The organism is Caulobacter sp. GW821-FHT10A10 (assembly GCF_059415745.1).
The window spans coordinates 372,749-393,136 of sequence record NZ_JBWKNV010000001.1 but is presented as its reverse complement, the minus strand read 5'-3'; the positions used below and the strand labels follow the sequence as shown (position 1 = coordinate 393,136).

The window sequence follows — 20,388 nt, the reverse complement described above, 5'->3', positions numbered from 1 at the left end:
CGAATTATAGGATGAGAGAGGCGTTCTAGGGGGAGGTGACGCGACCATGGTGTCTCGCCGCATGTTTCTGGCCGGCTGCTGCGCGGCCTGCGCGCCGACGGGCGGGGTTTTCGCCGCCGACGGCGGCGTCGGGGCGGCTCGAAGCCCGGCGCTGGGGACCTTGCCTTACGACCGCGTGCGGCTGGGTCCGGGGAAGATGCGCGACCAGCTAGACTGGCAGCATCGGCTGTTCATGGGGCTCGACGACGACCGGCTGCTGAAACCGTTCCGCCAGCGCGCCGGCCTGCCCGCGCCAGGCGAGGACATGGGCGGCTGGTACGACGACAGCCCCGACTTCCACATCGACGTCAACGACTGGAGCACGGCCAACTGGCACGGCTACATCCCGGGCCACAGCTTCGGCCAGTACGTCTCGGGCCTGTCGCGCTATGTCGCCATCACCGACGACGCGGCGACGCGCGAGAAGGTGCGGGGGCTGGTGGTGAAGTACGCCCAGACCATCTCGCCGCGGTTCTTCGAAGGCTACACCCTGCCGGCCTACACCTACGACAAGGTCGTGATCGGGCTGATCGACGCCTATCGCTACGCCGATGTGAAAGAGGCCGGGCCGGCGCTCGACAGGGTCACCGACGCCGTCCTGCCGGTGCTGCCGGAAAAGGCCCTGACGCGGGAGGAGCGCCGCCAGCGGCCCTATTCCAGCGAGGCCGAGATCTGGGACGAGCCCTACACCCTGCCCGAGAACCTGTTCCTGGCCTGGCGACTGGGCCTGGGCGAGCGCTATCGCACGCTGGCCCTGCGCTACATGCAGGACGAGGCGCTGTTCGATCCGCTGGCCCGTGGCGAAAGTCCGCTGGCCGGCAAGCACGCCTACAGCCACGTCAACGCCCTGAACTCGGCGATCCAGGCCTGGTACGCGACGGGCGACGAGAAGTACCTGAAGGCCGCCCGCAACGGCTTCGACTTCGTGCTGGCCCAGTCGTTCGCCACCGGCGGCTGGGGCCCCAACGAGGAGCTGCTGGGCGCGGGCGACAGCGAGACCCTGCTGAAGTCGCTGACCGAAACCCATCGCAGCTTCGAGACGCCGTGCGGCGCCTACGGACACTTCAAGATCGCCCGCTCGCTGCTGCAGATCACCAAGGACAGCCGCTACGGCGACAGCATGGAGCGGGTGCTCTACAACACCATCCTGGGCGCGCGCGACACCACGCCGAAGGGCGAGACCTTCTACTATTCCGACTACAGCGACGCGGCCTCGAAGTTCTATCGCGACGAGCTGTGGCCCTGCTGCTCGGGGACCTTCGTCCAGCTGGCGGCCGACTACGGGATCAGCGCCTATCTGCAGGACGGGGCGAAGCTCTATGTGAACCTCTATGTCCCCTCGACCCTGTCGGCGAGCGTGGACGGGGCGGCGGTGTCGCTGCGCCAGGAGACCCGCTATCCGCTGGAGCCGACGATCGCGATCGCCGTCGATCCGGCCCGTCCGACGCGGTTTTCGCTGATGCTGCGGGTTCCCGCTTGGGCGGGAGCGGGGAGTCGGGTCCTGGTCAACGGCCAGCCGGCGGGCGTGGCGGCGCGGCCGGGGACGTTCGTCGCGCTGGAGCGCCTGTGGCGGCCGGGCGACAAGGTCGAGATCGCCTTCGACATGAGCCCGCGGCTGGAGCCGCTGAACGCCGCCCATCCCGAGGTGGTGGCCCTGCTGACCGGGCCGCTGGTGCTGCTGCCGATCGGTCCCGGCGAGGTGAAGCTGACCAAGGCCCAGTGGCTGGCGGCGCGCCGACGGGGAGAGGACTGGACGGCGGCTTCGGCGAGCGGCGAGGTGGTGTTCAAGCCGTTCATGGCCATCAGCGACGAGCGCTACCGGCTGTACGGGCGGCTGGCCTAGCTCGTATCGACATTCAGCTTTTCGCGCGCTTCAAATCCGTGTTTCCCCGCGAAGGCGGGGAGCCAAGCTGGATTTCAGCATGAGGCGCGGCCGTGGATCACCTGCGGCCTCGGCTTGGGTCCCCGCCTTCGCGGGGATGCTCGGTAAAAATTGAGCTCAGGCCGATGAATGTCGATTGGCCCTAGAGGGCGACCGGGATTCTCAGGAACACCCGCCCGGCCGGCGTCGGCGCGGGCAGGGCGCCGGCGCGGATGTTCACCTGCAGGGACGGCAGGATCAGGGTCGGGGCCGGCAGGGTCGCGTCCCGCGCCGTGCGCAGGGCGACGAAGTCGTCCTCGGCCCGGCCGTCGCGCACGTGGATGTTGCCGGCCCGCTCGTCGGCGACGGTGGTCTCCCAGCGATAGTCCGACCGGCCTTGCGGCAGGTAGTCGTGGCCGACGAAGACGCGGGTTTGCGGCGGCAGGGCCAGGACCTTGCGGATCGAGCGGTACAGGGTTCGCGCGTCGCCGCCGGGGAAGTCGGCGCGGGCGGTGCCGTAGTCGGGCATGAACAGGGTGTCGCCGACGAAGGCGGCGTCGCCGATCAGATAGGTCAGGCAGGCCGGGGTGTGGCCGGGCGTGTGCAGCGCGCCGATCGACAGGTCGCCCAGGGGCAGGACGTCGCCCTCGTTCATCAGCACGTCGAAGACCGCGCCGTCGGCGGCGAGTTCGGCCTCGAACACGGGGATGAAGGTCTTCTGCACCTCGACGATCCGCGCGCCGATGACGATCTTCGCGCCCGTCCTGGCGCGGATGTAGTCGGCGGCCGACAGGTGGTCGGCGTGGGCGTGGGTCTCCAGCACATAGGCCAGGGCCAGACCCCGGGCCTCGACGACGGCCAGCAGGGCGTCGGCCGAACGGGTCGAGAGCCTGCCGGCCTTGGGCTCGTAGTCGAGCACGGGGTCGATGATCGCGGCCGTGCGCGTGGCCGGGTCGGCGACGACGTAGCTGACGGTGAAGGTGGCGGGATCGAAAAACGCTTGAACGTCGGGGCGCATGGCCGGAGCCTCCGGTGGCGGGATCTTTATATTAGATATTGCTAAATTAGATCAAGCTAATATATGGCGATCATGTTCGATCTCTCGCGTTTCGACGTCAGCCAGTTCGAGGCCAGCGCCGCGCAGGCAGCCAAGCTCCTGCGCGCCCTGGCCAACGAGCGGCGGCTGATGATCCTGTGCCAGCTCGCGGACGGCGAACGGTCGGTGGGGCAGATCCAGCCCCTGGTCGGCCTGTCGCAGTCGGCCCTCTCGCAGCACCTGGCGGTGTTGCGCGAGGAGGGGATCGTGGCCGCGCGCCGCGAAGCCACGAGCCTGTGGTACCGGATCGCCGATCCGGCCGCCCTCAAGGTGGTCGGCACGCTCGCGGAGATCTTCTGCCCTCCAGCGGAGACCGCCGGCCATGACCACGATCCTCAATCCCCTGACGCCTGACGAGGCGGCCCGGCGCCTGGCGCAGGGCGCCGCCGTGCTGATCGACATCCGCGAGCCCGATGAGTTCGCCCGGCGACGGGCCAGGGGCGCGCTGTCGCGGCCGCTGTCGACGCTGGACGCGGCGGGCCTCGACCCGACCGACGGGCGCCCCGACGCGCTTGAGGTGATCTTCACCTGCCGCTCGGGCATGCGCACGGGCGCCAACGGCCAGCGTCTGGCGGCGGCCTGCGCGGGTCCGGCGCACGTGTTGGAGGGCGGGCTCGACGCCTGGGATCGGGCCGGCCTGCCCGTCGAGACCGACCGCAAGGCGCCGCTGGAGATGATGCGCCAGGTGCAGATCGTGGCAGGGCTGCTGGTGCTGACCGGCGTGATCCTGGGGCTGACCGTCTCGCCCTGGTTCCTGGGCGTGGCCGGCTTCGTCGGGGCGGGGCTGACCTTCGCCGGCGTCACCGGCTTCTGCGGCATGGCCCGGCTGCTGGCCCTGGCGCCCTGGAACCGTCCGGCGCGGGCTTGAGGCCATGGACGCGAGTCTGGTCGCCGCCGCCCTCAGCGGGGCGGTGGTCGCGCTGCTGCTGACGCTGTTCGGCGGCGGCGGTTCGGTGCTGGCGACGCCGCTGCTGCTCTATGTGGTCGGGGTGAGCGACGCCCATGTGGCGATCGGCACCTCGGCGGCGGCCGTGGCGGTCAACGCCGCCGTCGGCCTGGCCGCCCAGGCGCGGGCCGGCCGGGTGAAATGGCCCTGCGCCCTGACCTTCGGCGCGCCCGGCCTCGCCGGCTCGCTGGTCGGGGCGCATGTGGCCAAGGCCTTGCCGGCGGGGCATCTGCTGGCCTGGTTCGCCCTGGCCATGGCCGCCGTCGGGCTTTTGATGTTCCGCGCCCCGCGCTCGCCGGGCGACCCGGACGTGCGCATCGACCCGGGCAAGGCCGCGCGGCTGGTTCCGGCCGGGGCGGCGACCGGGCTGGCGGCGGGGTTCTTCGGCATCGGCGGCGGCTTCCTGATCGCGCCGGGACTGATGGCGGCGGCCGGCATGACCCTGGCCAACGCCGCGGCCTCGTCCCTGGTGTCGGTGGCGCTGTTCGGCGCGGCGACCAGCGTCAGCTACGCCGCCTCGGGCCTGGTGGACGGGCGACTGCTGCTGGCCCTGGTCGCGGGCGGCGTCGTCGGGGTGCTGGTGGGCGCGCGCCTGGCGCCGCGTCTGGCCTCGCGGGTCCTGCTGGCCCGCCGGCTGTTCGCCGCCATGGTTGTGGCGACGGCCGTCTACGTGCTGTGGCGCGCACTGGCCTGAATAGGCGAGCGATCTCGGCGCGGCGCGCCTGGGTGGTGCAAGATAGCGATCATGAAAGATATCACCGCTAGAAGATAGATATCGAAATTTTGAACATCGTTATTGTTGTGATCGCCGACAAGCTCGGCTGTATGTTCAAATACAAATCCGAGATCGATGTAACATTTTTGGAATGTGGCGTTATTTTGCCTTCAATGCATCGACTCATGTTGACAACATCGTCGTCTCGATAAAGTTTTTCAGGGTCGCAGAGATCAAAGATCCGCGGCGCTATTGAAGATCGCTCGAACATTCGCCGTGGCGCGCAACCCCCGCGCCTTGGGCGACGACACCGAAACGCCGGCGCCGACCCATGGCGGCCGTCGCCTCGCCTGACGCCCGCCGTGCGTCCGGGCGGGTTCCTTCGGCGTCCCCTGCAAGCCCGCCCAGATCGTCTCGCCACGCCAGTTCGCTGGTCGTGACCGCCGCCGCGACGGGCTTGTCCGCATCTTCAGTCAACAAACCGCGGCCCATGCGCCGCGACGACAAGGGCGGTCACCGCCTGTCTCTCGGAGGGAAACCATGTCGACCAACCCTAAAGCGCGCCGGGACAACCGGCTCCTGATCACCACGGGCCTGGCCGCCGCCATCCTGGGCTCGAGCTCGTCGATCGCCCTGGCGCAAGCCACCCAGACCACGGACACGACCAAGGCCGCGCCGGAAGCCACGGTCGAGAACAAGGTCGAGGAGATCGTGGTCGTCGGCACCCGCGCCAGCCTGCAGAGCGCCATGGGGCGCAAGAAGCGGGCGGGCACGATCTCGGACTCGATCGTCGCCGAGGACATCAGCCAGTTCCCCGACAAGAACGTCGGCGAGGCCCTGGGCCGGGTGACCGGCGTGCAGCTGGCCCGCGACTTCGGCGAGGGCAACACCGTCTCGATCCGCGGCGTCGAGCCCGACCTGAACCGGGTCGAGATCAACGGCATGAGCACGTTGTCGACGGCCGGCAACATCAACGTCTATGGCGGCGGCGGCCGCGCCAACGACTTCCGCGAGCTGGCCTCGGAGCTGGTCAAGTCGATCGACGTCTTCAAGGGCTTCACCGCCGACATGACCGAGGGCGGCGTCGGCGGCACGGTCTCGGTGACCACCCGCAAGCCGCTGGACTTCAAGAAGCCGACCCTGTCGCTGACGGGCTCGATGCAGAACCTCGACACGGCCAAGGGCTGGAAGCCGCGCGGCAACCTGTTCGCCGCCACCCAGCTGTTCGACGGGCGCCTGGGCCTGATGGCCAACGTCACCTACGACAAGGTCAACACCCGCGGCGACTACGTTCGCAACTCGTCCTGGGGGCGGTTCGCCGACTTCGACGGCTCGGCCGACAAGACGGTCGACTACTACTCGACCTCCTACAGCCAGGACATCAACGACATGGTGTCGGCCGTCGACACCTATGCCGGCTGCTCCAGCCTGACCTCGCCCGACACCAGCCAGATCTCGACCAGCAACCTGCGCACGGCTTGCCAGAGCCAGTGGTACGACTACGCCCCGCGCGTGGCCCGCTACGGCGTCTGGACCCGCGAGGACGAGCGTCTCTCGGCCGAGTTCACGGTGCAGTACAAGGTCAGCGACCGGATCGACATCTGGGCCAGCTACAACCGCAATGAGCGCAGCCAGCGCCTGAACGACATCAACTACGGCACCGACTTCACCTCGGCCACGCGCCTGCGCAACACCGCCGCCAGCGGCACGTCGTGCTCGTCGACCGACACCACGGCCAGCTCGGTCGTGGTCGACAAGAACCACAACGTCATCCAGTACACCCTGGGCAACTGTCTCACCACGTCGGGCAGCGGCGGCTACAACGGCTTCAGCATCAGCTCGCGCGACTTCGCCTACGACTCGTCGAGCGACTACTACAATTTCGGCGGCACCTATCGCGGCGAGCGCCTGCAGATCGATTTCCAGGGCTCCAATTCGGAAACCTCGACCGTTTCGCAGACCAACAATGTCAGCGTCAGCTTCGACACGCCGGGCATGACGGTGACGCTGAACCCGACCACGGGCGCGCCGTCGTTCGCCTTCGCCAGCGGCTACAGCCCGGCCGACGCCTCGGCGATCCGCCAGTGGCAGATCCAGTACCGCCCGTCGAACTCGCAGTCGGAAGAGAAGCAATACAAGCTGGACTTCGACTACGAGACCGACCTGCCGTTCCTGAAGAAGATCGAGTTCGGCGGTCGCGCCACCGACTTCTCGACCTCGGGCTACGGCTATGGCGGCTACATCATCGACGGCGGCGACAACCTCTATTCGACCACCGACGACGTCGTGATCTACAGCAACGCGGTGAACTCGACGGCGACGGTCAGCAACTCGGCCACGGCCGATCAGACGACCGCAACCGCCGCCTCGGCCGCCTACACCACCGGCTACTGGTCGACGACCGAGACCTGGTCGCGGGCGTTCTCGAACGCGGTGTTCGCCGACGCCATGACGGCCCTGCCCAGCGCCTTCTACTACGGCGGCGGCTCGCTGCCTTCGACCTGGCTCTATCCGAACTTCGCCAAGGTCGCCCAGTACCTCGACACCTCGCACTTCAACCTGAACAACCTGGTGACCACCACCGGCAGCGACGGCAACACCTACGAGCAGATCCCCTACCGGATCGCCGAGCAGACCGACGCCCAGTACCTGAAGTTCAACTACGCCTTCCCGCTGTTCGACTACGACGTGAACGGCAACTTCGGCTGGCGCCGGGTGCACACCAAGACCGTGGCCTCGGGCGCCCAGACGCGCAGCGAGACCTACGCCTCGACCAACGGCGGCACCTCGACGACCTATGTGCTGAGCAACAGCCAGGCGACGATGACCAAGGACTACACGGTCTGGCTTCCGAGCTTCAACATCGGCCTGTGGCTGCAGCCCAACAAGCTGTCGGCCCGCGCCGGCTTCGCCCAGCTGATGGCTCGTCCGCGCATGGACTACCTGATGCCGACGGTCAGCTGCACGACCGACAATTCGCCGGACGCCAACGGCGAATATGACGAGCCCAGCTGCACGGCCGGCAACCCGGACCTCAAGCCCTATCGCGCCAACCAGTACGACCTGTCGTTCGAGTGGTATCCGAACAACGACACCCAGCTGTCGCTTGGCCTGTTCTACAAGGACATCAAGTCGTTCTACCTGTCGTCCAAAACCCTGATCGGCAAGGTCGACGTCTATGGCGACGGCGTCCTCTACAACTACAACACCTACATCAACGGCGACGGCGCCAAGATCTCGGGCGTCGAGCTGACCGGCAAGACGGCCCTGACCTGGCTGCCGGGGGTGTTCTCCGGCTTCGGCGTCGACGCCAACTACACCTATCAGGAAGCCAAGGACGTCGAGCTGTACTCGACCCTGGACGGCTCGCCGCTGCCGTTCCCGGGGCTGTCGAAGAGCAGCGCCAACCTGACGGTCTGGTACGACAAGGGCCCGGTGAACGCCCGCCTGGCCTACAACTATCGCTCCAAGTACCTGTCCTCGGCGGCCGACACCTCGGGCCAGCCGGTGTTCAAGGAGCCGACCGGTTATCTGGACGGCAAGATCACCTGGAAGCCGGGTCCGCAGGGCCTGCAGTTCTTTGTCGAGGGCAAGAACCTGACCAAGGAAGAAGAGGTCTCGACGGCGGGCGACATCCGTCTGATCGAGCAGGGCTATTTCGGCCGCCGCTTCTTCATGGGCTTTACGTACAAGTACTAAGCTTCAGCCCGGTGCGTGGTCCTCGTCCTTCGACAAGCTCAGGAGGAGGTCGGATCGACATTCACCGGCCTGAGCTCATTTTTCACCGAGTATCCCCGCGAAGGCGGGGATCCAAGCCGAGGTTGGAATCGATCCACGGCCGCGCCTCATCCTGAAATCCAGCTTGGGTCCCCGCCTTCGCGGGGATGCTCGGATTTGAAGGTCGCGAACAGCCGAATGTCGATCCGTCTCAGGATAAGGCCAAGGCCGTCCTGCTTCGGCGGGGCGGCCTATTTCTCGAACACCACCTTGCCGTCGACGATGGTCAGCACGGCCTGGGCCTTGAGGATGTCGGCCGGGGCGATGGTCATCAGGTCGCGGTCGAAGACGGTGAGGTCGGCGGCCTTGCCGGCCTCCAGCACGCCGCGCTGCTGCTCGGCGAAGGCCGCATAGGCCGGGGCCCAGGTCAGCATGCGCAGGGCCTGGTCGCGGCTGACGGCCTCTTCCAGATGCCAGTCGGCGCCCGCGAAGCCCGTCAGGCTGTGGCGATAGACGGCGGCGTAGAACTCGATGCGCGGATCGCCGACCTCGACGGGCGCGTCGGACCCGGCGGCGACGACCGCGCCGCTCCTGAGCATGTCGGCCCAGGCATAGGCCCCTTTCAGCCGGTCCTTGCCCAGGCGCGCGGGTGCGAAATAGAGGTCGCCGATGGCGTGGCTGGGCTGCATCGAGGCGATGATGCCCAGCCTGGAAAAGCGCGGCAGGTCGGCGGCGTCGACCACCTGGGCGTGCTCGATCCGCCAGCGGCGGTCCGTGTCAGTCCCCAGCACCTCGCCGAACCAGTCCAGCACCATGCGGTTGCCGCGATCGCCGATGGCGTGCATGGCGACCTGGGCGTTGACGGCGCGGGCCTGTCGCATCAGGGCCAGGCCCTTGTCGTGCTCGGTGAGGATCAGGCCCTGGCCCTCGGCGTCGCTGTAGGGCGCCAGCAGGGCCGCGCCGCGCGAGCCCAGGGCGCCGTCCATATAGAGCTTGATCCCGCGCAGGCGGATCAGGCCAGTGGCGTCGGCGCTGGGACCGGTCTTCAGCACCTCGGCGGCGCCGGACGGGTCCATGTAGTTGTCGACGCGCAGGGAAAAGCGGCCCTCGGCGGCCAGCTGGCGCAGGATCTCCAGGTCCTCGGCATCGACGCTCATATTGCCAAGGCCGGTCCAGCCGCGGCTGGCGTAGAGCCTGCCGGCGGTCTCCAGCGCCTGGCGCTTGAGGGCCGGGGAGGGCGGCGGGATGACGCTCTCGACCAGGGCCTGGGCGTGGTCGATCAGCATGCCGGTAGGCTCGCCGGTCTCGTCCTCGAGGATCTGGCCGCCGGCCGGGGCGGCGGTGTCGCGGGTGACGCCGGCCTTGGCCAGGGCGGCGCTGGAGGCGACCACGGCGTGGCCGTCGGCGCGGCCCAGCACGACGATGCGGCCGGGGGCGGCGCGGTCGAGGTCGGCGCGGGCGGGGAAGCGCTTCTCCGGCCAATGCGTCTCGATCCAGCCACGGCCGTAGATGGGCGCATCGCCCGGGTGGACCTGGGCGTAGGCGCGGACGGCGGCGACCAGGGCCTCGACGGAGTCGACCTGGTCGAGATTGAGGGTCAGCTCGCGCAGGCCGATGCCGGTCAGGTGGGCGTGGGCGTCGACGAAGCCGGGATAGGCGGCCGCGCCCTTCAGGTCGATGTCGCGGACGCCGGGGGCGGCCTTGGCGCGGGCGGCGGCCAGCGGGCCGACGAAGGCGATCGTCTTGTCACGGATCAGCACTGCCTCGGCGCTGGGCGCGGCGGCCACTCCGGTGTGGATCGGCCCGCCGTGCACCAGGATGTCGCCGGCGAGCGCGGGCGGGGCGGCGAGGAGCAGGGCGGCGACGAGCGGGACGAGGCGGCGCAAGGGCGATCTCCGGAACCGGGGCGGGGAGAAGAGCGTGACCGTGGAAAGGTAGAAGGCCCGGCTCGCAACCTGCAACAGCGGTGTTAATCTGTCGCCATGGGACAGGGCTTCATGCTTTTCGAGACGGCGATCGGCCGTTGCGGCCTGGCGTGGGCGGCGGGCGGACTGATCGGCGTGCAACTGCCCGAGGCCGCCCCCGGCGCGACCTGGGCCCGGCTGCGCCGGCGCTATCCCGACGCCGCCGAGGCCGCGCCGCCGCCGGAGATCGACCTCGTCGCCGACCGCATCATCGACCTGCTGGCGGGAGGTCGCGACGACCTGGCCGACGTGTCGCTGGACCTCACCGTCGTGCAGCCCTTCAACCGCCGGGTCTATGAGATCGCCCGCGCCATCCGCCCCGGCGAGACCTCGACCTACGGCCAGGTGGCCAAGGCCATGGGCGAGCCGGGGGCGATGCGGGCGGTGGGCAAGGCCCTGGGCGAGAACCCCTGGCCGATCGTCGTGCCCTGCCATCGGGTGCTGGGCGCCGACGGCAGGATGGGCGGCTTCAGCGCCGACGGCGGGGCCGAGACCAAGGCCCGGCTGCTGACCATCGAGCGGGCCCGCGTCAACGACGTGCCGACCCTGTTCGACCTGGAGTTCTCGGTCGCGCCGCCGAAGGGGCGCTGAGAGCGTGTCGTCGCGCCGGTCCGTCGCCGACGCTCGCGCTTCACTTCACACCAAATAAAAAGGCGGCGGATCCGAGGATCCGCCGCCCGATAGCTCATTCTATTCCGTGAGGATTAGAACTTCTTCGACACGTTCAGGAAGAACTGACGGCCGATGTAGTCGTAGCCGCTGTACAGCGGGGCGTTGCCGACCCGGTTGTAGTAGCCCGACGAGATGACCGGCGGATCCTTGTCCATCAGGTTGCGGACGCCGAAGGTGGCTTCCCAGTCGTTCTTGGAGCTGTACTGGACCGACAGGCTGTGCAGGAAGTAATCCGGCACATCGAAGTCGTACTGGGTGGTCTGCTTGTTCACGCCCAGGTAGGCGTAGCTTTCCTGAGCAGCGATCCATTCCAGACCGTAGCGGAACTTGTAGGACTTCCAGGCGTAGGTGGCGTCGAAGGTGCCCGTGTATTCCGGCGAGTTGATGGTGCCGTTGTACTCGTCCATCTCGTCGTCGCTGAACAGCTTGGAAGCCTGCGACAGGTACTGGGTGATCTGGGCGTTCAGGGTCAGACGGCCCTCGCCGAGGTCACGCTTGTAGCGGAAGTTGTAGTCCCAACCCTTCACGACCTGGATCGCGATGTTGGTGTAGCTGTCGTGCACGGTCAGGGCGTTGGTGCCCGTGGCGCGCGCGTCGACGAAGCGGCAGAAGCCGCCGCCCGAGCGGAACTGCGGGTCGTCGTAGCAGGCCTGCAGGATGTTGCTGGCGCCGAAGCGGGCGACACCGTTGTTGATCTTGATGTTGTAGTAGTCGATGGCGACCGACAGGCTGCCCCAGCCCGAGGGCAGTTCAGGCTGCAGGATGATGCCGCCGGTGTAGTTCTTCGAGGTTTCAGCCTCGAGGCCCTGATCGGCGCCGCCGGCCGTCAGCACCTTGACGCTTTGGGTCGAGGTGTAGGCGGTGTTGGCGAGTTCGGCGTTACAGTTCTTGTAGCGCTGCGAGGTCGGATCCTGCGCACCGTAGTTGTCGCAGGGGTCGATGGTGTTCGACAGGAAGCCGCTGGTGGCGCCTTGGTACTGTTCGAACAGCGCCGGGGCGCGGAACGAGGTGCCGTAGGTGCCGCGGAGCGACAGCCAGCCGACCGGCGTGTAGACGCCGCCGACCTTGTAGGTCTGATCCGAACCGTACGACTTGTAGTCGGTGTGACGGCCCGACAGGTTGATCGTCAGGTCCTTGGCGAACGGCGCGTTTGCCAGCAGCGGGACTTCGACTTCGCCGAACACTTCCCAGACCTGGTCGTCGCCGCGGGTGATCGTCGACGAGGTCAGGTTGTAGAGGTTGCCGGTCTGGCTGTTGATGTCCGGGGTGTCGTCGATCTCGTTGCGGCGGATTTCGGCGCCGACCGAGGCCTTCACTTCACCGGCCGGCAGCTTGAACAGCGGGCCGTCGAAGTTCACGGTGGCGACGGCTTCGTTGTAGTTCGTCTTACCGCTGACCTTCTGGAAGGTGTAGTCGATCCAGTCCTGCGGCAGCTTGCCACCGACGGTGTCGCTGGTCAGAGCCGGACCGGGAACGCAGCCGGCGGCCGAGTTCGTGGTGTTGACGCGGCAGGTGTAGCCGTTGCGGACGAACTGGGCGGGCGTGCCGGCCGGAGCCACCACGACGTCCATCGATTCGGCCAGACGGTCGGTCAGCCACGACTGCTGGGTGTAGGTCGAATCCGAGTTCGAGTAGCTGGCCGAGAAGTCATAGCGCCAGTTCGGCAGGAAGGTCAGGTCGCCGCGGATGCCCGTGGTGGCCTTTTCGAACTTCACGACCTGGCTGCTGACGTCGTTGCCGAAGCCGATGAAGGCGCGGACGCCCGTGGCCTGGCCCTTGGTCATCACGCTGCCGCCGGCGGCGAGGAACGTGCTGAAAGCCAGGTTCGACGGGATGAGGGGGCTGCCCTTCATGTAGTCGAGCGACAGCTGGCGGTAGCCGGTCTGCTGCGAGCGGCGCTCGTTGCCGAGGACTTCGAAGTAGACTTCGGCGTTGCCGAGGGCCTGCAGGTCGTAAGCGCCTTGACCGAAGGCGGTGTAGATCTTCACCGGCGAGATCAGCGAGCGCTTCAGCGTGCGCGGATCGAAGGTGTCGCGGACGTTCAGGTTGTTCGAACCGCCGCCAACGCCTTCCCAGCCGACGAGGCCGGTGGTGACGGCCGAGTTCGGACGCCAGCGGTTGAACGCGGTGCCCACCGAGCCGGCGGCGCCGACGCCCGTGGCCGAGGTGGTGCCGATCGTGTTGATCGTCACGCCGTTCGAGCCGGTCGTGGTGATCGGGTAGCACTTCGGCGACTTGGTGATCGGGTCGACGAAGTCGAGCGAGCCGCCCGAGGCGCGGTTGATGAAGCTGTCGGTGTTGCAGCGGGTCCAGTCGCGGTCAGCGAGGGTGAGGTCGCTGCGCTCGAGGTATTCCAGCGAGCCCGACAGGGTCCAGCGGTCGCCCGTCGTGCCGGCGACGACCGACAGACGGTTGGTGTTGCCGCCGCCGTGAGCGGTCTTGTTGTACTGGTTCTCGACCGTGATGCCTTGGGCGTTCTGCTTGGTGATGATGTTCACCACGCCGGCGACGGCGTCAGAACCGTAGATCGACGAAGCGCCGTCCTTCAGGATTTCGACGCGGTCGATCATGGCGCTGGGCAGGACGTTCAGGTCGGCCGAGCCGACCGAACCGCGCGAACCGGCCGGAGCGACGCGGCGGCCGTTCAGCAGGATCAGGGTGCGCGAAGCGCCCAGGCCGCGCAGCGACAGGGTGTTGGCGCCCGGGCCGCCGTTGGTGACGTAGCCGCCGAAGGCGTTGTTGATCTGAGCCGAACCGCCGGTGACGGCGGTGCCTTGCAGGGCCTCGGTCGTCGAGGCGAAGCCGGCCAGGGTCGATTCCTCGCGGGTGATCACTTGGACCGGCGAGGGCGAGTTGAAGGTGTCGCGACGGATGCGCGAACCAACGACCACGAGTTCTTCGACTTCGTTAGCGTCGGTCTTGGCCTTGTCTTGCGCGAAGGCCGGAGCCGCCATGGCGGCCATGCTCAGCATAACGCCGAGAGCAGACCCCGCACACAGCGCGGTCTTCATCGTCTTATCAATCATTCGAGTCCCCAAAAGTACCTGTCGCTGACGCCCCTCAGGGTCCGCGACCGCCGCACGCATAAGGCGCAGCCCCGGCGGACAGTAGCGGGCCGACACTCGGTCGCAACACTTTTGACGCAATTTCGACGCGAATGAAAAACGACGCGGAAGAATGGTTGCCCAAATGGCACAATGAGACACTCGGCGCGAAAATTTTCCCCCTTTCCGTGCACGAAGTCGCCCTTGTCGCCCTCTGAATGCGGTGGCAGCTTGCCAAGATTGCGCGGCGCGTCATGCACCTATGCGGGCATGGGGCGCCCTCCAGGGGTTGGGGATTGAAAGTTTATGCTTAGAAGTCTGGTGCTGGCGGCCATGGCCGTTTTCGGAGCGACTACGGCGATTGCGGCGCCGAAACCTCCCACGGTCGAGCAGCTCGCCGCATATCCGGCGGTGTCGAGTTTCTCACTTTCCCCCGACGGGAAATATATCGCCGGTCTGCGAGGCCAGGGCGAAGATCGCGTCATCCTGGTGTGGGAAGCCGGCGATCTGAAGAAGGCGCCGAAGGTCCTGGCGTCCAAGCAGATGAAGATCCAGTCGGTCCAGTTCATCAAGAACGACCTGCTGGCCGTGGGCCTGTGGAACCCGTACGAAGACCTGCTGGGCGGCGGCGTGACCAAGACCTTCGCCGAGAAGCTGTTCTTCGTCGATGTCGACGGCAAGAACTGGCGCGAGCCCATGTACCAGGACGACGGCGGCAGCCAGGCGATGTCGGTGCTGATCAAGCGCTTCGGCCCGCAGGTGCTGGATACGCTGCCCAACGACCCCGATCACGTGCTGGTCGTCTCGCAGGTGGGGACCAAGCGCGGCGACGTGTTCAAGGTGAACGTGAAGAACGGGCGGTCCGAGCGCATCCAGCGCACCGCCGACAACGTCTCGGGCTACTTCACCGACCTGGACGGCAAGCTGCGCGGCCGCGTCCGCGGCGACGTCGACGGCAAGGGCGCCTACACGACGACCGAACTGCGCACCGCCGACGGCGGCTGGGAGGAGCACTTCCGCACCTATGTGAAGGACCGCGACGTCACCAGCATCGTCGGCTTCACCAAGGATCCGAACATCGCCCTGGTGCTCAGCAACGTCGGCCAGGACAAGGCCGTGGTCTACGAATACGACATCGCCAAGCGCCAGATGGGCGAGGTGCTGTTCAAGCATCCCTATTTCGAGGCCAACGCGCCGCGGGTGTTCCGCTACGCCGGGCCGCGTTTCGGCGAGATCGTCGGGCTGAGCTATGACGGCCCGGTCGGCGGCGACGTGGTCTGGGTCGACCCGGACCTCAAGGCCCTCGACGCGGCCCTGCGCCAGGCGCTGAACATCACCCCGACGCCGACCACCTTCGTCGACGTGGAGACCGGCAAGAGCGCGGAAACCAAGTACTTCTCCGACAAGTACTACCGCATCATCGACTACTCGCCCGACCTGAAGACGGTGATTCTGTCGGTGGCCGGATCGACGACTCCGCCGTCCTACTACCTGTTCAAGGATGGTGAGCTGCAGCTGCTGTCCAAGGCCTATCCGGACATCGACCCGGCCGCCCTGGGCACCCGCAAGCTGGTCTACTACAAGGCCCGCGACGGTCTCGACATCCCCGCCTTCCTGACCCTTCCGAACCCCGAACTGTGCGGCCCGGCGCCCTATCGCACCGTCGTCCACCCGCACGGCGGTCCGTGGGCGCGCGACCACATGGGCTTCGACGGCTCGATGTGGACGCCGCTGATGGCCTCGCGCTGCATGGCCGTGCTGCAGCCGCAGTATCGCGGCTCGGACGGCTGGAGCCGCCGCCTGTGGAAGGCCGGCGACGCCGAGTGGGGCCAGAAGATGCAGGACGACAAGGACGACGGCGCAAAGTGGCTGATCGATCAGAAGATCGCCCAGCCCGGCCACATCGCCATGTTCGGCTTCTCCTACGGCGGCTACGCCTCGATGGACGCCGCCGTGCGCCCGAACGGCCTCTACAAGTGCGCCATCGCCGGCGCCGGGGTGTCGGACATCCGCCGCATCTGGAAGGACTTCTACACCAACCCCTACTTCATGGACGCCCAGGGGCCGACCGTGAAGGGCGTCAGCCCGGTGGACTTCGCCGACCAGATCAAGATCCCGATCATGGTCTATCACGGCGAGCGCGACCGGACGGTGCCGATCGAGCAGTCGGAATGGTTCGTCAACAAGGCCAAGAAGTCGGGCCAGGTGGTCGAGTACCACGTGTTCGACGACTACGATCACGGCCGGGCCTGGACCCGCAAGATCATGGCCGATCAACTGCGGATCATCGACGACTACTTCGCCAAGGGCTGCGCCGGCGGCCTGTAGGCGAGCCGGCTTGGACGGGCGGCGACAGCCGCTCGTCCTTCCGCCGCCTGACGGAAACAAGAACGCCCGCGCGATCGCATCGCGCGGGCGTTTTCTTGTCTGGAAACGTGGAGGGGTCAGACCGCCTGGGCGGCCAGGCCCTCCAGCACGCGGCGCAGGTCGGCCTCGCGGAACGGCTTCTGCAGCACCGCCGAGCCCTTGTGCGGCTCGGTCAGGCCCGCCTCGCCGTAGCCGCTGGCGAAGGCGAACGGCACGCCGCGGGCCTTCAGGGCGTCGGCGACCGGGAAGATCGGGCGGCCGCCCAGATTGACGTCGAGCAGGGCCGCGTCGATCTCGGCCGAGCCGGCCAGGCGCAGGGCCTCCTCGATCTCGGCGGCGGGACCGACGACCTCGCAGCCGAGATCGCCGAGCATGTCCTCGACCAGCATCGAGACGAGGGCCTCGTCTTCGACCACCAGAACCTTCAGGGCGGCGAGGGTCTTCATCTGTTTCACGGCTCCAGGGCGGCCAAGGGCAGCGTCATCGCGCAGACCAGGCCAGATTGATCATAGGCGAGACGGACCACGCCGGACAACTCGCCGGCGAGGCCCTTCTCGAGAAGGCGGGCGCCGAACCCGCGACGGGTCGGCGGTGGGACGGGCGGGCCGCCGCTTTCGGTCCAGCGCAGGCTCAGGCGGGCGGAGGCGTCGGGCGAGGCCGGCTCGGTCGACCAGCTCACCGCCACGCGGCCGCCCGGCGTCGACAGGGCGCCGTACTTGGCGGCGTTGGTGGCCAGCTCGTGCACGGCCATGCCGACGGCCACGGTGGCCTTGGGATTGAGCCGCAGGTCGCGGGCGTAGTCGAAGTCCAGCCGCTCGCGGCCGCCGAAGGCTTCCAGTTCGGCGTCAACGATCTCGCGCAGGCTGGCGCTTTCCCAGTTCTGCTCGGTCAGCAGGTTGTGGGTCTGGGAGAGGGCGATCAGCCGGGCCTCGAAGGCTTCGCGGAAGGCGGGGAGGTCGCTGGCGGCGCGCAGGGTCTGGGCGGCCATCGACTGGACCGTGACCAGGGTGTTCTTCACACGGTGATTGAGCTCGTTGAGCAGCAGGCGCTGGCGTTCCTCGGCCCGCTTGCGTTCGGTGACGTCCAGCGACACGCCGGCCATGCGCCGCACGCCGCCGCCGATCAGGCGTTCGTCGCGCACGGCGGCGCGGCCGCGGGCGTGCACCCAGCGCGTCTCGCCGCTGGGGATCACCACGCGATACTCGATGTCGTATTCGCCGCCGGTGCGAATGGCCTCGTCCATGGCGGCCAGCATGCGGTCGCGGTCGCTGGCGTGGATGGTGGCCACCAGGTCGTCGAAGCCGAAGTTCTGGTCGGACGTGCGGCCGTAGTTCGACTTGCAGATGTCGGAGGCTTCGTAGGCGCGGGTCTCGACGTCGAGCTCCCAGGAGCCGAGGCGGCCCGAATCGAGGGCGAACTTCAGGCGTTCCTCGGTGCGGCGGCGTTCGGTCAGTTCGCGGTCGCCGGCCTCGCCCGCGCGGCTTCGCTCGATGGCGACGGCGGCCTGGGCGGCCAGGCCCATGATCACCGTTTCGGCGCGGGCGTCGAAGCGGGCCGGTTCGCGGTGGCCGAAGAACAGGCCGCCCAGCACAAGGCCGTCGGCGGTCTTCACCGGGGCGGCCAGATAGCTGCGCACCGGCAGGTGGCCCTGGGGCATGCCCCGGTTGGGCTCATTCTTGCCGTAGCGGGGATCGGCGGTGATGTCGTCGGAGCGCACCACGCCGGCGCCGTCGAAGGTGGGGGCGAAGATCGCCGTCTTGCGCGGCATGGGGAAGTTGGCGAAGGCCTCGTCCGGCGCGCCGGCCAGGCCGTACAGCATGTAGCTTTCGCCGGCGCGGTCGATGACGTTGTAGAAGAACGCCCCGAACTGGGCGCCGATCAGCTCGACCCCGCCGTCGATCACCGCCTGGACGGTTTCGCTGAGGCTCTGGTGCGCGCCGATGGCGGCCGCGATCCGGCTGAAAGCCTGGTTGCGGCGCACTTCCTCGGCGTGAGCTTGCTGGGCCTCGGCCAAGCGCCGGCGGAGATCGAAGATCTCCTCGGTCGCGGCGCGTGCGTCAGCCTCCAAAACGGTCACCCCTGGGCTCCCCCTAGACCCCACGCCGGTACCACGGCGCATCGTGGTCAACGCACCGAGTGCGGACCGGTTCCGGTTCGCCTGCAGAAAGCTTGACCATTGCGCGGATGCGGCGCCAAGGGGCGCCGAGGCGGGGGCTGTGGGCGAAATCTGACCAGTCGGTCAGCCGGCCGCGCCCTCGGCGACCAGGAAGGCGCGCAGCGGGGCCGGATCGACGCCCTTGGCGACGAACGCATCGCCGATGGCGCGGACCAGCACGAAGGTCAGGGCGCCGCCCTCGGCCTTCTTGTCCTGGCCCATGTGGGCGATCAGGGCGTCGGCGTCGAAAGGTTCGGCGCGCACGTCCGACAGCTTGGTCGGCAGGCCGGCGGCCTTGATGGCGGCCTCGGCGCGGACGGCGTCCTGGGCCGAGCACAGGCCCTGCGCGGCCGAGAAGCGGAAGGCCTGGGCCATGCCGACGCCGACGGCCTCGCCGTGCTTCAGCGCGTCGCCGAAACCCATCTCGGCCTCGATCGCGTGGCCGAAGGTGTGGCCGAGGTTCAGCAGGGCGCGGCGGCCGGCTTCCTTCTCGTCTTCCTCGACGATCTCGGCCTTCATCTCGACGCTGCGGCCGACGGCGCGGACCAGGGCCTCGGTGTCGCGTTCCAGAACGGCGTGGACATGCTTCTCCAGCCACTCGAAGAAGTCGAAGTCGCCCAGCAGGCCGTACTTGACCACCTCGGCATATCCGCAGGCCAGTTCGCGGGCGGGCAGGGTGGCCAGGACGTCGAGGTCGGCGAGCACCAGGCGCGGCTGGTGGAAGGCGCCGATCAGGTTCTTGCCGCGCGGCGTGTCGATGGCGGTCTTGCCGCCGACCGAGCTGTCGACCTGGGCCAAGAGGGTGGTCGGGATCTGGATGAAGTCGACGCCGCGCTTGTAGATCGCCGCCGCGAAGCCGGCGAGGTCGCCGATCACGCCGCCGCCGAAGGCCACGATCATGTCGCCGCGCTCGAGGGCGAGCGCCAGCAGCTGGTCCGACAGGTGGGCCAGGCCCTCGAAGCTCTTGGTCTCCTCGCCCGGCGGCAGGACGATGACGTCGACCGCGGCGCCGGCCTTCTCCAGCGACACCGACAGCCGCTCGACATGGTGCTCGCCGACATTGGCGTCGGTGACCACGGCGCAGCGCTTGCGCTTCCCCAGGAACGGCACGACGTACTCGCCGGCCTTGTCGATCAGGCCCGTGCCGATGACGACGTCGTAGGCGCGATCGCCCAGGCCCACGGGAACGGTGCGGATCACGGCTGTACTCTTTCGGAAACGTCGTCGGCGGAAGCGGCGAGGCGGCCCTGCAGGGCGGCGATGACGGCCTCGACGGCCACCATGTGGGGCGTGTCGCCGGTCTCGACGGTCAGGTGGGCTTCGCCATAGGCGGGATAGCGGGCGGCGGCCTGCTCGCGCAGGACGTCCATCGGGTCGCGGTTCTTCAGCAGCGGCCGGCCGTCCTTGCGGCCGACGCGGCGGGCCAGCAGCTCGAGATCCGCCTTCAGCCAGACGGCGATGGCCTTGTCCTTGATCAGGGCGCGGGTCTCGGCGTTGACGAAGGCCCCGCCGCCGGTGGCCAGCACGTGGGGCGGATCCTCCAGCAGGCGGGCGATCACCCGCCGCTCGCCGTCGCGGAAGGCGGCCTCGCCCATCTCGGCGAAGATCTCGGGAATGCCGCGTCCGGCGGCGCGCTCGACCTCGTTGTCGGCGTCGCGGAACGGCAGGTCGAGGGTCTGGGCCAGGCGCCGGCCGACGCTTGACTTGCCCACGCCCATCAATCCGACCAGCACGATGGTCTGGTCACGGAGCTCTGGATAGCGCGGCGGGGCGAGGTCGGCGGTCATGGTCGATCCCCCCGATACACGACCC

At 68.2% G+C, this 20,388-nt stretch carries 14 protein-coding genes; 7 read left to right on the top strand and 7 right to left on the bottom strand.

Annotated features, from left to right (window positions below):
• The first annotated feature begins 46 nt into the window (after positions 1–46).
• Complete coding sequence (locus AC07NS_RS01920) at positions 47–1,882, top strand: beta-L-arabinofuranosidase domain-containing protein (protein WP_494601057.1); 1,836 nt, start codon at positions 47–49, stop codon at positions 1,880–1,882.
• Positions 1,883–2,063: 181 nt separating this feature from the next.
• On the opposite strand, the gene AC07NS_RS01915 is transcribed toward AC07NS_RS01920, so the two are convergent.
• On the bottom strand, positions 2,064–2,918 hold the full coding sequence (locus AC07NS_RS01915; RefSeq protein ID WP_494601055.1) for an MBL fold metallo-hydrolase: 855 nt from the start codon (positions 2,916–2,918) through the stop codon (positions 2,064–2,066).
• A gap of 72 nt (positions 2,919–2,990) precedes the next feature.
• On the opposite strand from AC07NS_RS01915, the gene AC07NS_RS01910 reads away from it, so the two are divergent.
• The 4 genes from AC07NS_RS01910 (at position 2,991) to AC07NS_RS01895 (ending at position 8,356) form a co-directional block, all read left to right on the top strand.
• Positions 2,991–3,350: an ArsR/SmtB family transcription factor gene (locus AC07NS_RS01910; RefSeq protein ID WP_494601845.1), complete on the top strand. Its 360-nt coding sequence runs from the start codon at positions 2,991–2,993 to the stop codon at positions 3,348–3,350.
• Complete coding sequence (locus tag AC07NS_RS01905; protein WP_494601053.1) at positions 3,319–3,864, top strand: rhodanese family protein; 546 nt, start codon at positions 3,319–3,321, stop codon at positions 3,862–3,864. Before AC07NS_RS01910 ends, AC07NS_RS01905 begins: the two co-directional genes overlap by 32 nt.
• 4 nt (positions 3,865–3,868) lie before the next feature.
• A complete protein-coding gene (locus AC07NS_RS01900) occupies positions 3,869–4,636 on the top strand; it encodes a sulfite exporter TauE/SafE family protein (protein ID WP_494601052.1) in 768 nt (255 codons plus the stop codon).
• A gap of 561 nt (positions 4,637–5,197) precedes the next feature.
• On the top strand, positions 5,198–8,356 hold the full coding sequence (locus AC07NS_RS01895; protein WP_494601050.1) for a TonB-dependent receptor: 3,159 nt from the start codon (positions 5,198–5,200) through the stop codon (positions 8,354–8,356).
• A gap of 269 nt (positions 8,357–8,625) precedes the next feature.
• Here AC07NS_RS01895 and AC07NS_RS01890 read toward each other — a convergent pair whose 3' ends face one another.
• Positions 8,626–10,260 carry an amidohydrolase gene (locus AC07NS_RS01890; protein WP_494601048.1) on the bottom strand — a complete coding sequence of 545 codons (1,635 nt, stop codon included), beginning with the start codon at positions 10,258–10,260 and terminating at the stop codon, positions 8,626–8,628.
• Positions 10,261–10,356: 96 nt separating this feature from the next.
• Here AC07NS_RS01890 and AC07NS_RS01885 point away from each other — a divergent pair, with 96 nt between their 5' ends.
• Positions 10,357–10,929 (top strand): methylated-DNA--[protein]-cysteine S-methyltransferase, encoded by a 573-nt coding sequence (locus AC07NS_RS01885; RefSeq protein ID WP_494601046.1) that lies wholly within the window; start codon positions 10,357–10,359, stop codon positions 10,927–10,929.
• 113 nt (positions 10,930–11,042) lie between these two features.
• Here the strand turns inward: AC07NS_RS01885 and AC07NS_RS01880 are convergent, their stop codons facing one another.
• Entirely contained in the window at positions 11,043–14,036 is a 2,994-nt protein-coding gene (locus AC07NS_RS01880; RefSeq protein WP_494601044.1) for a TonB-dependent receptor domain-containing protein, read from the bottom strand.
• Positions 14,037–14,360: 324 nt separating this feature from the next.
• Here AC07NS_RS01880 and AC07NS_RS01875 point away from each other — a divergent pair, with 324 nt between their 5' ends.
• On the top strand, positions 14,361–16,382 hold the full coding sequence (locus AC07NS_RS01875; RefSeq protein ID WP_494601042.1) for an alpha/beta hydrolase family protein: 2,022 nt from the start codon (positions 14,361–14,363) through the stop codon (positions 16,380–16,382).
• A 116-nt stretch (positions 16,383–16,498) separates the two neighbouring features.
• On the opposite strand, the gene AC07NS_RS01870 is transcribed toward AC07NS_RS01875, so the two are convergent.
• From AC07NS_RS01870 to AC07NS_RS01855, 4 genes are all read right to left on the bottom strand, one after another.
• Positions 16,499–16,867 (bottom strand): response regulator, encoded by a 369-nt coding sequence (locus tag AC07NS_RS01870; RefSeq protein WP_110120688.1) that lies wholly within the window; start codon positions 16,865–16,867, stop codon positions 16,499–16,501.
• 5 nt (positions 16,868–16,872) lie between these two features.
• Positions 16,873–18,498 carry an HWE histidine kinase domain-containing protein gene (locus tag AC07NS_RS01865; RefSeq protein WP_494601041.1) on the bottom strand — a complete coding sequence of 542 codons (1,626 nt, stop codon included), beginning with the start codon at positions 18,496–18,498 and terminating at the stop codon, positions 16,873–16,875.
• Between the two features lie 162 nt (positions 18,499–18,660).
• On the bottom strand, positions 18,661–19,776 hold the full coding sequence (aroB, locus tag AC07NS_RS01860; protein WP_494601039.1) for a 3-dehydroquinate synthase: 1,116 nt from the start codon (positions 19,774–19,776) through the stop codon (positions 18,661–18,663).
• The gene (locus AC07NS_RS01855) at positions 19,773–20,363 is read right to left on the bottom strand and encodes a shikimate kinase (RefSeq protein WP_494601038.1); all 591 of its coding nucleotides are present in this window, start codon (positions 20,361–20,363) and stop codon (positions 19,773–19,775) included. Before AC07NS_RS01855 ends, aroB begins: the two co-directional genes overlap by 4 nt.
• Positions 20,364–20,388 lie beyond the last annotated feature (25 nt).

Bases quoted from the DNA above. Each gene is read 5' to 3' on its own strand.
- AC07NS_RS01905 (WP_494601053.1), top strand. From the start codon at position 3,319: ATGACCACGATCCTCAATCCCCTGACGCCTGACGAGGCGGCCCGGCGC.
- AC07NS_RS01895 (WP_494601050.1), top strand. From the start codon at position 5,198: ATGTCGACCAACCCTAAAGCGCGCCGGGACAACCGGCTCCTGATCACC.
- AC07NS_RS01880 (WP_494601044.1), bottom strand. From the start codon at position 14,036: ATGATTGATAAGACGATGAAGACCGCGCTGTGTGCGGGGTCTGCTCTC.
- AC07NS_RS01910 (WP_494601845.1), top strand. From the start codon at position 2,991: ATGTTCGATCTCTCGCGTTTCGACGTCAGCCAGTTCGAGGCCAGCGCC.
- AC07NS_RS01920 (WP_494601057.1), top strand. From the start codon at position 47: ATGGTGTCTCGCCGCATGTTTCTGGCCGGCTGCTGCGCGGCCTGCGCG.
- AC07NS_RS01870 (WP_110120688.1), bottom strand. From the start codon at position 16,867: ATGAAGACCCTCGCCGCCCTGAAGGTTCTGGTGGTCGAAGACGAGGCC.
- AC07NS_RS01885 (WP_494601046.1), top strand. From the start codon at position 10,357: ATGGGACAGGGCTTCATGCTTTTCGAGACGGCGATCGGCCGTTGCGGC.
- AC07NS_RS01875 (WP_494601042.1), top strand. From the start codon at position 14,361: ATGCTTAGAAGTCTGGTGCTGGCGGCCATGGCCGTTTTCGGAGCGACT.
- AC07NS_RS01915 (WP_494601055.1), bottom strand. From the start codon at position 2,918: ATGCGCCCCGACGTTCAAGCGTTTTTCGATCCCGCCACCTTCACCGTC.
- AC07NS_RS01900 (WP_494601052.1), top strand. From the start codon at position 3,869: ATGGACGCGAGTCTGGTCGCCGCCGCCCTCAGCGGGGCGGTGGTCGCG.
- AC07NS_RS01855 (WP_494601038.1), bottom strand. From the start codon at position 20,363: ATGACCGCCGACCTCGCCCCGCCGCGCTATCCAGAGCTCCGTGACCAG.